This window comes from Priestia megaterium (assembly GCF_046599315.1).
Taxonomy (GTDB): domain Bacteria; phylum Bacillota; class Bacilli; order Bacillales; family Bacillaceae_H; genus Priestia; species Priestia megaterium_F.
In genome coordinates this window covers 22,979-35,427 of sequence record NZ_JBKIKC010000022.1, presented here as the reverse complement: position 1 = coordinate 35,427, position 12,449 = coordinate 22,979, and the positions used below count along the sequence as shown (strand labels likewise).

Here is a 12,449-nt window from a genome sequence, read left to right as displayed (position 1 = left end):
TATGTAGAAATTATGCATGAAAAAAATGAAAAAAATTACTTTTATAAAAAATATTAAACTTATGACAGTTATCTATGAACCCGCTTTAACAAGTGATACCTTTTTAGTAACGTTTATCAAATAAAAAAATGAAAACGTTATCAAAAAAGGAGGAAAAATATTTATGCTTTCTTTATTAGGATTTTTAATGGTTGCAGTGTTCATGTATTTAATTATGTCAAAGCGGCTTACCCCAATGGTTGCTCTTATCATTATTCCAATTATATTTGGTTTAATAGGTGGTTTTGCTAGTGGAATGGGACCTATGATGCTAGAGGGTGTAAAAGACATTGCTCCTACAGCTATTATGATTTTATTTGCTATTTTATATTTTGGATTAATGATTGATTCAGGATTGTTTGACCCTCTTGTTTCATTCATTTTAAAGATTGTAAAAGGAGATCCCCTAAAGATCGTTGTTGGAACTGCTGTTCTTTCAATGATGGTTGCTTTAGATGGAGATGGAACGACTACCTATATGATAACGGTTTCTTCTTTGCTTCCGCTATATAAACGTCTAGAAATGAATCCACTTATCTTGGCAGGGGTGGCGATGCTATCCATGGGAGTCATGAATATGACCCCATGGGGAGGTGCTTCTGCTATGGCTATGAGTTCATTAAATTTAGATTCGTCTCAGTTGTTTTTGCCTTTGATACCTGTAATGGGTTTTGGACTTCTATGGGTACTGCTTGTTTCTTTTGTCCTTGGAAGAAGGGAAAGAAAAAGGTTAGGAGTTATCAATATTAAACATTCTACAAGTGAAATTGCACACGCTCATGAATTAGATGCGACAGCGCAACGGCCAGACTATCGACGTCCTAAGTTAGTATGGTTTAATTTTCTTCTTACTGTTAGTCTTATGGTTTGCTTAATTATGGACTTTATGTCGCTGATGCTCTTGTTTATGGTAGCATTCGCTATGGCATTATTAATAAATTACCCAAATATCAAAGATCAACAGCAACGAATTTCATCCCATGCAAATAATGCGGTAGCCGTCGTTTCAATTGTTATTGCAGCCGGTATTTTTACAGGAATTATGTCCGGAACAAAGATGATTGATGCTATGGCAAATACACTTGTGGGAATAATCCCAGATGCAATGGGCTCTTTTCTGCCAGTTATAGTAGCGTTTTTAAGTGCTCCTTTCACATTTTTTATGTCTAATAATGCCTTTTATTTTGGCGTATTACCGATTATTGCTCAAGCTGCCGAAAGCTATGGCATTAGCGCCGCCGAAATTGGAAGAGCTGCTATCTTAGGACAACCTGTTCACGTGATAAGTCCCTTGGTAGCAGCAGCTCACTTACTAATTGGAATGATAGGAATTGAATTCAGTGATTTACAGCGTTTCTTAATTAAATGGGCTCTAGGAACTACGGCAGTGATGACAGTAGCGGCATTAATTTTAGGTGTTATTTCCATTTAATAAAAAAAGACCCCTAGGGGTCTTTTTTTATACTTTTAAGTTGAACTAGACTGTTCGTTGCAGCTTCTTTTTTTAAAATAAAACTTATAAATTAAAAATCCGCATACAGCAATTACCGCTGCAATTAGAATATAGGTTTGTGCATCTGAGATAAAAGATTGAATCCACTTAAAGTTTCCGATTTGTCCTAACCAAAGCATAGCAATATTCAAAGGAAAGATACCAAGAAACGTGAGCAAAGCAAACGGCATAGGTTTCACTTTAGATAGCCCTGAAAGGTAGGAAATGTAATTTCCGAGGCCTAAAGGACGAGCAATAGCAATACTCCATAATCCGCATTTTTTAAACCATTTTTGTGATTTCTCAAATGCTTTTTTCTTCTTTGATAATTTTTTCTTTACCTTATCTTCTAATTTATAGCCTATTCCATACGGTATAAAACTAAAAGCCGTATAAACGGCGCTTCCTGCAAAAGCGATTAATAATAATTGCACCACGTGCAAGTTTAGTAAGTATCCGTAGGTAAGGGTGAGAAGAGATCCAGGAAACGGCAGGGAAGAAGCCTCGATAGCAAGTCCGCTTAAAAGTCCCCAGATTCCAAATTGCTTCAGTAAGTCCGTTATGAAATGTAGCATAAGATCGCCTCTTTTTCTGTGTCATAACATTCAAATACCCATCTATACGTTCAGAAAAACTTATAAGATAAAAGAAAATAAAGGAAGAAAGCAGGATGTAACAGAAAAAAACTTACTTGTAAAAAGAAAATAGAAGGAAGTATATTTTAATAGCTTTTACTCACAGTAAAATTATAGGAGGAAAATAACTAAGTGGAAACTTTTGAACAAACTACGACTTTTATTCATAGTTTTGATTCCTTTTATTCATTTTACTTATAAAACTATCAGGGGTAAACTTGTTTTGTTGTGAAATAGACCATCATGTACATGCATTAAAAGGAAAGGAGGTTACCGTGTGATTATTATTGTAGGATTGTTATTGTTAATGTTTTTTACTTACCTAGGATGGTCCATTATCTGGGTGGCACCTGTTGTAGCTACGTTTGTTGCTTACTTTAGCGGCTTAAAAATATTGCCTACTTATACAGATGTGTATATGGGAGGGTTTGTAGATTTCGCTGCAAAATGGTTCCCCATCTTTTTATTAGGAGCCGTCTTTGGAAAGCTAATGGAAGATACAGGCTCAGCTAAATCGTTAGCGCAGCGTATTGCTAAATTATTTGGAAGCAAAAGAGCCATTTTAGGGGTGCTGATTGCTTCAGCTATTTTGACATACGGGGGAGTCAGTTTATTCGTTGTTGTGTTTGCTATTTATCCTTTAGCAATTGCGCTATTTGGAGAAGCTAACGTATCGCGAAATTTACTGCCGGCAACCATTGCACTCGGAGCATTTACGTTTACAATGACAGCGGTTCCAGGTACGTCTCAGATTCAAAATCTAATTCCTACTGCTACATTCAAAACCAATGCAATGTCCGGTTCGATTATTGGAATTGTCTCAGGTCTTATTATGGCGGTGGGAGGATATTTATGGTTAGCATATCGTGATAAAAAATTAAAAGCCAAAAATCAAGGATTTACCGAACCTAGTGAATCATCGGTTGTTGCAGGTGAAGAGCAGGGCTCGATGAATGTGATATTAGCTATTTTACCGCTGATTATCGTTGTCGTGGCATTAAATGTTTTAAAATGGGAGCCTATCGTTTCATTATTAATTGGTATTTTTTCTATGGTTCGGTTATTACAGCCGTTCCAGAATTTAAAGATGTCACGCATGTGTTACTAAAGATTTCGAGTAATCCGCTCGTTTCAGAAGCTTTAAGCGTTCAAGTGCTAGCAATGATTACTGGTTCAGCATCCGGTGGTATGGGCATTGCGCTTCAAGCATTAGGAGATACGTGGTATCACTTGTCTCAAACGACGAATTTAAGTGCCGATGCTCTTCATCGTATTGCAAGCGTTGCGTCAGGTGCATCTATCTTACCGCATAACGGTGCATTATTAACGCTATTAGCCGTAACTGGTCTTCGACATAGAGAAACGTATAAAGACGTATTTGTTGTTGCATTTATCACCCCAACAATCGCTTTATTTGCGGGAGTCGCATTAGCGGGGGCTGGTATTATTTGAAAAATAGGAGGAATTATCTGATATCGATCAAGCTGCTGTAGAAGCGGCAGCACAAAATCTTCGTGGTTTCTCCAATCGAAGAGTTTCCAACTGAGAAATATGAGTTAATGATTAAAATTATGTTAACAGCTCCATTCATGGCGATTAAGCACGCATTTCCGGTTATGAAAAAGCAAGATTTCGGACGTATTATTAACGTTTCTTCTATCAACGGTTTAATTGGTTTTGCGGGCAAAGCAGCTTATAACAGTGCTAAACATGGTGTAATGGGTTTAACAAAAGTAGCTGCTCTTGAAGGTGCAGCACACGGTATTACGGTGAATGCACTTTGCCCTGGCTATGTGGATACACCACTAGTGAGAGGTCAGTTAGGTGGTTTAGCTAAAACAAGAAACGTACCATTAGAAAGCGTGCTTGAAGAGGTTATTTATCCTTTAGTCCCTCAAAAAAGATTACTAGACGTTAGTGAAATTGCTGATTATGCTATCTTCTTGGCGAGTGATAAAGCAAAAGGTGTAACTGGTCAAGCGGTAGTAATGGACGGCGGATATACAGCGCAATAAAAAGTAGAATAAATCATTAAAAGCATAAATGAGTCTAATAGGCTCATTTATGCTTTTTTATGTTATATCTATTCTATTGAGTTAATCAACGTTAGAATATAACTAGGCTATACATAAAAGAAGCCTCATATGCTATTTCTACTGTAAAGATAAATAGTATGATAAAAAGCATACAGATTAGAAAGGATGATACATATGGTGCAAACAGTAAATGAATTAATTAAACATCCGGTTTTTTATTTCTTTAATGAAATTTCAGCTATTCCGAGAGGATCTGGAAATGAAAAAGAAGTTAGTGACTATTTAGTTTTTTTTGCAAGAGAAAGAAGCCTTGAGGTTATACAAGATGAGGCTTTAAATGTAATTATTAAAAAACCGGCAACTAAAGGATATGAAAATGCTCCAGTCATCATTTTGCAAGGACATATGGACATGGTATGCGAGTTAAATAAAGGAACTGTTCACGACTTCGAAAAAGATCCGCTTCAACTGCGAATCGTGGAAGATATGCTTTATGCAAATGGTACTACGCTAGGAGCTGACAATGGGATTGCAGTTGCATATGCACTAGCTTTACTAGATGCTCAAAATATAGCGCACCCCTCTCTTGAAGTAGTCATTACTACTGAGGAAGAAACGACAATGGGCGGAGCTATTGCTGTAAATCCAACTCATTTCGAAGGGGAAATCTTTATTAATCTTGATACAGAAGAAGATGGAAAACTGCTTGTCAGCAGCGCAGGCGGGGTAAAAGGCGTACTTCGTATTCCTGTAAGCTGGGAGTCGCCTTCCGATAAGTCAGAAACATATAGCTTAAGCATCGGAGGATTGCGCGGTGGACATTCCGGAATGGAAATTGATAAAGAAAGAGGAAATGCTAATAAACTGCTAGGAAGGGTTTTATATGATTTACAAAAAGAACTTTCCTATTCCTTAAGCAGCATTAGTGGAGGATTAAAATCAAATGCCATTCCTCGTGAATCAGAAGCGATTCTAACAGTCGAGCTTTCTGAAGTAGAGAAGCTAGAAAATAAGGTTCTTGAGTGGAACGAGATAATAAAAAATGAGTTACAAGCCGCTGATCCGAGTGTGTATGTGAAAATTAAAAAATCCTCCCCCGTTAAGAATTTTTTTACAAAAGAAACAACAAAACGAATTGTACAAACCATTATGCTAACACCAAACGGCGTTCAAAGCATGAGTATGAATATCGAAGGATTAGTAGAATCTTCTACCAACTTAGGTGTGATCACGACAACAGAATCTGAGGTTGTTTTTCAAAATGAAATTCGCAGCTCAGTAAAAAGCTTAAAAGAAAAAATAGTAAGCCAAGTGCACATCCTTGCTCAAATGGTCGGAGGAACAGTTGAAACAAAAGGTAATTATCCTGAATGGGCGTACAATGGAGATTCAAAAATTCGTGAATTATGTAAAAAGGTCTATCAAGAAAAGTATGGAGAAGAGGCGGAAATCATCGCCATCCATGCAGGGATTGAATGCGGTATTTTCCTCGAAAAAATCCCTGGATTAGACGCCATTTCACTCGGACCCGATATGTACGACGTTCACACGCCTAATGAACACCTGAGTATTCCATCCACTATTAAAACATGGGAATACTTATTAGCAGTATTAAAAGAAACAAATAAGATATAAATCAGCATCCCTATAATTTTTAAAAAAGAGCTTCTGTAAAGGAGCTCTTTTTTATTCGTCATTTATCAGATCATAATAAGTAAAGTATTTCAAAAAAAGGCACTCAAGAACATTTATGTAATCATTGTATAAACAAAGGTTTTAAAACGCCCCTAAAAGAGGTAAACATTACTAAAACGATAGATCAATGAATTCAGAACAAGCTCTGCAACTAATAAATTAGTAGGGAGAGAATGTATATGAATGATAATAGTCTTATCAAGGATCCCTTCTTGGAAAAAGGAGAAATTGAATTTTTAGAATTAAAGAAAGACGAAATACGTTATTTAAAGTTCGATCGGCTTTTAAAAGTTATTAAAGCACTTAATCAACGCAGTGATAAAGGCTACCAAAGTCTTATGCTTTCAGTTGATGGCTTTAAAGGCAATTCAAAAGAATTATATGAGATAGAGGAGTTTCGTAGGTACGTAAATCTATTAATTAATCAAGTTCCTCAAATGTTATTTTATATTCATGATAAAAATAAAATGACTAATCAAATTTTGAAGAGTCTGTCAAACAATAGCAGTCAACAGGCGTCTATAGATCCTAAAAAAGCGCGTTTGATGATTGACGCCATACAAGAGCAGGTAGAAAAAACAGAGGATAAAGAAATAAAGGAGGATCTTTCTGACTTCGTATGTAAAATCCAGAGCTTTGTGAATCAGTATTAACAGTTTCCAATAGAAAGAGTAGAATTCATATTATAAAAAGTACGAGAACTCAAAGTTTCTCGTGCTTTTTTGTTGGAAAAACTGCAGGAAGAGAAAAGGATTTTCTACATATATTGATAAATAATAATGGGAAAGCTTCATATTCTTTCGTGAAATAACCAGGGGGAATGAACATTGCATCATATTGAAATAAGAAGACCCAAAATAGAAGATAGTGCAGAACTCCACGAACTTTTTAGTGAAGTAATTACAGATACATTTCGTAAGGAAGGCTTATCTGACATGGTAAACGATATACAAATAGAAATTGAAAGTAAAAGACAATATTTAAAATGTGACCTTAATAGCAGTGGAAAAGATCGATTCTTTTGGCTTGGGATAGATACGTGCACCAATAAGATTATTGGTTGTATTGAATATGGTCCCGCTAGTGAATTAATTACTGCATGTACAAAAGGGGAGCTGCAAGAATGGATTGAAATTGGCACGGTGTTTGTTCATTCAAAGTATCAAAGAAAAGGTGTAGGGACACTGCTTTTACATGTTATGTTGCTTACGCTTCAAAGCAGAGAAATTAAAAACATTTGTTTGGACAGCGGATACAAGAACGCTCAGAAAGTATGGAAAAAATTATTTGGAAATCCACATTATTTACTAAAAGATTACTGGAGCAAAGGATATCATCACATGATTTGGAAAATATCAACAGAACGTATATCAATAGTATTTAAGCCTAGTCATAACAAATAATAAGATACCTTTTAGAAAATAGCCGGTAGAAACATGCTGGCTATTTTCTACAGGGGAGATGCTTATATATGTTCATTTACAAATTAAGTTATTTTATTAAATATAATACCTTGACTGTCATAGTAATATGATTTAAATTATACATAAAGAGGTGATACTTTGGTATATGCAAAAATGTCTTCAGATTTACTTCGGGGACATACAGATACAATGATTTTGAAATTACTTCTCAGCGGCGATAAATATGGTTATGAAATTAGTAAGCTTATTTATACCCATTCTAAAGAGCAGTATGAATTAAAGGAAGCCACAATGTATTCAAGCTTGAAGCGTCTAGAAAAGGAAGAACATATTCTTTCTTACTGGGGAGACGCCGTACAAGGCGGTCGCAGAAAATACTACAAAATTACAGAACAAGGAAAAAGCATATATAAACAAAATAAAGAAAATTGGGAGCAAGCGAAAAAAATTATTGATTTATTGTTGTAAGAAAGGATGATGGTATAAATGAATGAAAACATAAAAAATCATGTGCATAGCATTTTGGCTCCTTATCAGGATGTAAAAAACATTCAAGATTTAGAAGAAGAACTATCACAAAACTTGCAGGAAAAGTTTACAGACTACCAAAAAGACGGGTACAGTGAGGAGCAGGCTTATTATATGACAATCAATTCTATTGGTGATATTACAGAACTGATTGAATCAATGAATGTAGCCACAAAGGAATTGAAGCAAACTGTCCCTATGGATTTTTCAAAGACCGAGCTCACAAAATCTGATTTTCGTTCTGTATCGCTTTATAAAGGGAAATTTAATGCAAGTAATTTGAACGAATCTGATTTCAGTTATGCAGATCTTACAGACAGCATGTTTAAAAGCAGCAATTTAACGAAGGCAATATTTCATCATGTTAATTTGACAGGAGTGCAATTTAAATGGGCAAATTTTAAACTTGCCAGTTTTAAAGACTGTGTCTATGATAATACGTACTTTAAGCAATGTAATTTAACAGATATCGTATTTGACGGAGAAACATTTAACGGAACAATCTTTGAAGGAGTATCATTAAAAAAAGCCTCATTTCGCAACGCAACTTTGCTGAATGTGCAGTTTCGGGGATCAGATTTAAAGAAATCTGTTTTTGAAGGTGCAAAAGTGGATAAATTAACATATAACTTTTTAAAAAGTGCAAAGATAGATCTCAGTAAAGTTACGATTGTTTAAAGATAAAAAGGACCTGTAAGAAGGTCTTTTTTTATGGATATAACAATTCTTTTTGAGAGCGAGCAGGATAGTTTATTAGAGAGATAGAACACATTTATATACAAACAATTACTGCAACAAGCTGGATATGAGAAGAACATATACATGTGAAGAATCTTTATTGTTTAAATAACGATAAAGCTTTTATTGGCTATATGAAGGAGTGTGGATATGTCTATATATGAAATTTGGAACGAAGTAGATCGCTATATGAATAATAAGCTTATTCAATCTGATCCCATTCTTGATGAGGTATTGAAGGCAAATCAAGAGGCTGAATTACCTGCTATCGACGTATCGCCTAGTCAAGGAAAGTTTCTGCATTTGCTAGCTACGTTAAAAGGAGCTAAACGCATTTTAGAAATTGGTACTCTTGGAGGGTACAGCACGATTTGGCTAGCCAGAGCTCTTCCGAAAGACGGGCAGCTTATTACGCTCGAATTAAACGCTCATCATGCAGAAGTAGCAAGAACTAATTTAAAAAGAGCGGGAGTAAATCACTTAGTAGAAGTTATTGTCGGCCCCGGGCTTGATACACTAGCTGTATTAAAGGATAGGGGAACAGAGCCATTTGATATTATCTTTATTGATGCTGATAAGCCGAATAACCCAAATTACTTAAAGTGGGCTCTGGAATTATCTAAAAAAGGAAGTCTGATTATTTGCGACAACGTCGTTCGTCAAGGGCATGTGGTGAATTCAGAAAGTGAAGACGAAAATGTAAAGGGAATTCGTCAATTTATGAATTCTCTAGCTAAAGAAAAAAGAATCAGCGCCACAGCTATACAAACCGTTGGAAGCAAAGGCTATGATGGATTCATTTTAGGAATTGTTGAATGGTAAAACTTGTGTTACATATAAAACGAGCTTGAGACATAACGACATCGATCCAATCTAAAGACGAACAAATGGGATAAAGAAGCTAGTTTAAATCACTTGTCACACCGCTGTTGATTTCCGTGCAAGACTTCGCTTTTCGCAGGCGGCCGATGAGCCTCCTCGTCACTCGCTCACACTCCTGCGGGGTATCACCTCGTCCGCTTTTCCTGCTGGAGGCTTCGTCTTGCCCTCCAATCAACAGCTAGAAGCTACTACATTCATGAAACCTACGTTCCCCATAACAATAAAAAATGAACGACTAATCAACAATATCGATTAGTCGTTTGTATCTAACTTTAACTAAAATACTTTTGTCCCAGCCTCGTTATTTAATTTGTGTCCAACTTATTTGTTATTTGCTTTGCTGTAAGAAAATTAATCAACTCTCTTACAGCGAATGAACTGTAGCGTTCTTTTAATAGAATAATTCGAAGTTCCCACATCATTTCTAGATCTGCAATAGGTACCGTAATAATATTGGAATCCTTCACTTTGGCATAGAGCGATTCGGGTAAAATAGCAATACCTAATTCTGCTGCTGTTAGTTCAATAATTAAATCCCATTGGGAACTTTTATACGCTATAGAAGGCATAAATCCTGCTTTTAAAGCATCTTGTATTAACCGGTCGTGCAGCGTAAATTCTTCACTGAACATAATAAATTTTTCATGTTCTAATTCTTTCATCCAAACGGAAGGACGTTTCGCTAAAAGGTGGTTTTTATGCGTGTATAGAAGGAATCTTTCCTTAACGAACGGATATACGTGAAAGTGCTCATCATGCCCGCTTGTCAGAGGAAGCATAACAATCCCCATATCTACACCGGCCTCTTCTACAAGAGCTTCAATTTTTTTAGCTCCAAATTCAATAAGCTCTAGAGATACTTTAGGGTATTTTTCATTAAATCGCCCAGCAAGTGAGGCATGTCTTTTAACACGGAAAGAGCTTTAGTTGCCTGGTGATACACAACTTCTCCTGTATCGGTTAGCTTTAATTCTCTCGTTGAACGATCAAGGATCTCAAATCCTAGTTCATTTTCTACTTTTTTGACGGCTTTACTTAAGGCTGTTTGTGACAAATGAACTTGCAGCGCTGCCTTTGTGAAATTTTTATGATTCGCTACCTCTATAAAGTATTCTAAATCTCTGATTTCCATGTGAAATTCCATTTCTGCAAACTGCTTATCCTTTTTCTTTACTCTTTATTTTAACCATTAAATTATTTACTGTAAATGCGATGAGTTTCTTTCGCAATCGATTTATAAAACGAGCTACCTTTTTATAAAGAAACATAAATTTTGCTACTAGCTTATGAGGGATATAAAGGTTTCTGTATGTACATTCGGGCAAAATGCGAAAAGAGGTTTTACGATACACCTATAGCGAGCGGAGTTATGAAAATTTGACTGAAAAATAAAATTACGTCAAAGAACACAGGCTCTGTGACAAGTGTTCTTTGACGTAATTTTATTTTCTCTCTTCGGCTTGATGCTCTTGTTTGTTTTGCTCAGTGAGACGGTTTTGATGAGCTTTTGTTTCTGCACTCACGTGATTCGCATCATTCGGTTGATTCTTCTTTGAGCCTCCTGCAGCGTTACTCATTAGATGACACCTCCAGTCTGTTTATGAAACATACCTATAGAATGTGCGTATTTACCACCCTTATACACCGCTATAGATATGGTTCCATACAAAAAAAGCAAAGGGGAAAGTCACTCAGACCTTTCCCTTTGCTTTTTGACTAGGCGACTTTATCTGGAGTAATAATTTTATTAATCCAGTCTTTTCCTTCTGTAAACCTCGTAACAAGCATTGCTGTTACTGTATTTCCTGTACTATTTAAGAGCGTAGCAGGGGCGTCAATAATCGTTGAAATGACAGCTATGATGGGCAGGACTTCCGGCGAAAATCCGTAAATTGTAATAATTAACATTTCACCAATCATACCGCCTCCAGGAATTGCTCCCATTACAGCCCCAACTAAAAAGGCTACGCCTAAAATGCTCAAAATACTCGTAGCAGACGTCATATCTTTGCCGAACAAACTGAACAAGAAAACAATTTTTAGAATACCACCGATAACAGAACCATCTTTATGTGTGTTTGCTCCTAATGGAATGACTGTTTCAGCAATATCCAGTGGGACACCCATTTTCTTTGTTGCATCTAAATTGACTGGAATAGATGCAGCAGAAGAACAGGTAGCAATAGCAGTGATAGAAGGAGCAGCTGCATTTTTCCAAAACAGCTTAATTCCTGCTTTACCGCCAGCAATCCATGCATATAGCGTAAAGAAACCGAAATAGTAAACGATTGCAATTAATAAGTAAAGAATAAATGCTCTAGCGTAACCTTGTAAGATCTTTGGTCCAAGTTCTCCTACCACAGTAGCAAAATAGCATCCTAAACCAATTGGAGCATAGTACATCACAATTTTAACGACCTTCATCGATACTTCTTGACCTGAAGTCAGAAATTTCGCCAGAGGCTGTCCTTTTTCACCAGCCATCGTGGTAGCAATACCAAAAATGACGGCAAAGACAATTAATTGTAAAATATGCTCTTTCGAAAATAACTGAACAAAATCAGGTACAGTAAATGTACTAACAAGCTGAGTTAAAAGCGTCATTTTTTCAGCTGTATTTTCATTGTCACCCATTAATTCCTTAATAGCAGAAGTATCTACGTTGTGCAGGGGATTGTAAAGTGATGCGCCTAAAAAGCCTAGAACAGCTGAAACAGCAGCAGTAGCGATAAACACAACGGCAATACCTAGCATAATTTTACCAAGACGTTTCATTTCGTTCATGTTTGCAATTGCCGAAGCAACACTAAAAAAGACAAGGGGAACGATAATCATGAACATTAAATTAAGAAACAAATCGCCAAAAGGCTTTACGACTGCCACATCCGGCCCGATAGCATATCCTGCTATCCCGCCGATTAAAATAGCGAGAAGCAGAATAAGCGATGATCTGTACGTTTTAAATACACTTAGAACCATA

Annotated in this window: 12 protein-coding genes and 2 pseudogenes; 9 read left to right on the top strand and 5 right to left on the bottom strand. The window is 36.2% G+C overall.

The genetic code is table 11. The annotated features are described in order from the left end of the window. Nucleotides 1–163 precede the first annotated feature (163 nt). Entirely contained in the window at nucleotides 164–1,471 is a 1,308-nt protein-coding gene (locus tag ACLHDF_RS29745) for a CitMHS family transporter (protein ID WP_413921995.1), read from the top strand. A gap of 35 nt (nucleotides 1,472–1,506) precedes the next feature. Here the strand turns inward: ACLHDF_RS29745 and ACLHDF_RS29740 are convergent, their stop codons facing one another. Then, on the bottom strand, nucleotides 1,507–2,106 hold the full coding sequence (locus ACLHDF_RS29740; protein ID WP_413921994.1) for a DedA family protein: 600 nt from the start codon (nucleotides 2,104–2,106) through the stop codon (nucleotides 1,507–1,509). Between the two features lie 337 nt (nucleotides 2,107–2,443). On the opposite strand from ACLHDF_RS29740, the pseudogene ACLHDF_RS29735 reads away from it, so the two are divergent. The 8 genes and pseudogenes from ACLHDF_RS29735 (at nucleotide 2,444) to ACLHDF_RS29700 (ending at nucleotide 9,409) form a co-directional block, all read left to right on the top strand. After that, a pseudogene (locus ACLHDF_RS29735) lies at nucleotides 2,444–3,618 on the top strand (GntP family permease). A gap of 65 nt (nucleotides 3,619–3,683) precedes the next feature. Further along, nucleotides 3,684–4,181, top strand: a pseudogene (locus tag ACLHDF_RS29730) (3-hydroxybutyrate dehydrogenase); the annotation flags it as partial. A 195-nt stretch (nucleotides 4,182–4,376) separates the two neighbouring features. After that, nucleotides 4,377–5,837, top strand: coding sequence for an aminoacyl-histidine dipeptidase (locus ACLHDF_RS29725; protein WP_413921993.1), 1,461 nt, complete (start codon nucleotides 4,377–4,379; stop codon nucleotides 5,835–5,837). 239 nt (nucleotides 5,838–6,076) lie between these two features. Further along, a complete protein-coding gene (locus ACLHDF_RS29720; protein ID WP_413921992.1) occupies nucleotides 6,077–6,550 on the top strand; it encodes a hypothetical protein in 474 nt (157 codons plus the stop codon). 174 nt (nucleotides 6,551–6,724) lie between these two features. Beyond that, nucleotides 6,725–7,300 (top strand): GNAT family N-acetyltransferase, encoded by a 576-nt coding sequence (locus ACLHDF_RS29715; protein ID WP_413921991.1) that lies wholly within the window; start codon nucleotides 6,725–6,727, stop codon nucleotides 7,298–7,300. Nucleotides 7,301–7,459: 159 nt separating this feature from the next. Beyond that, nucleotides 7,460–7,789 (top strand): PadR family transcriptional regulator, encoded by a 330-nt coding sequence (locus ACLHDF_RS29710; protein ID WP_413921990.1) that lies wholly within the window; start codon nucleotides 7,460–7,462, stop codon nucleotides 7,787–7,789. A gap of 18 nt (nucleotides 7,790–7,807) precedes the next feature. Continuing rightward, on the top strand, nucleotides 7,808–8,527 hold the full coding sequence (locus ACLHDF_RS29705) for a pentapeptide repeat-containing protein (protein ID WP_413921989.1): 720 nt from the start codon (nucleotides 7,808–7,810) through the stop codon (nucleotides 8,525–8,527). A gap of 210 nt (nucleotides 8,528–8,737) precedes the next feature. Continuing rightward, the gene (locus ACLHDF_RS29700) at nucleotides 8,738–9,409 is read left to right on the top strand and encodes an O-methyltransferase (RefSeq protein WP_413921988.1); all 672 of its coding nucleotides are present in this window, start codon (nucleotides 8,738–8,740) and stop codon (nucleotides 9,407–9,409) included. 365 nt (nucleotides 9,410–9,774) lie between these two features. On the opposite strand, the gene ACLHDF_RS29695 is transcribed toward ACLHDF_RS29700, so the two are convergent. The 4 genes from ACLHDF_RS29695 to ACLHDF_RS29680 all read right to left on the bottom strand — a co-directional run bounded on the left by ACLHDF_RS29695 (nucleotide 9,775) and on the right by ACLHDF_RS29680 (nucleotide 12,448). After that, nucleotides 9,775–10,314: a LysR substrate-binding domain-containing protein gene (locus ACLHDF_RS29695; RefSeq protein ID WP_413922042.1), complete on the bottom strand. Its 540-nt coding sequence runs from the start codon at nucleotides 10,312–10,314 to the stop codon at nucleotides 9,775–9,777. Between the two features lie 5 nt (nucleotides 10,315–10,319). Then, nucleotides 10,320–10,613: a LysR family transcriptional regulator gene (locus ACLHDF_RS29690; RefSeq protein WP_413921987.1), complete on the bottom strand. Its 294-nt coding sequence runs from the start codon at nucleotides 10,611–10,613 to the stop codon at nucleotides 10,320–10,322. Nucleotides 10,614–10,911: 298 nt separating this feature from the next. Continuing rightward, nucleotides 10,912–11,046: a hypothetical protein gene (locus ACLHDF_RS29685; RefSeq protein WP_413921986.1), complete on the bottom strand. Its 135-nt coding sequence runs from the start codon at nucleotides 11,044–11,046 to the stop codon at nucleotides 10,912–10,914. A gap of 139 nt (nucleotides 11,047–11,185) precedes the next feature. Then, nucleotides 11,186–12,448: a dicarboxylate/amino acid:cation symporter gene (locus ACLHDF_RS29680; RefSeq protein ID WP_413921985.1), complete on the bottom strand. Its 1,263-nt coding sequence runs from the start codon at nucleotides 12,446–12,448 to the stop codon at nucleotides 11,186–11,188. Nucleotide 12,449: the final 1 nt, after the last annotated feature.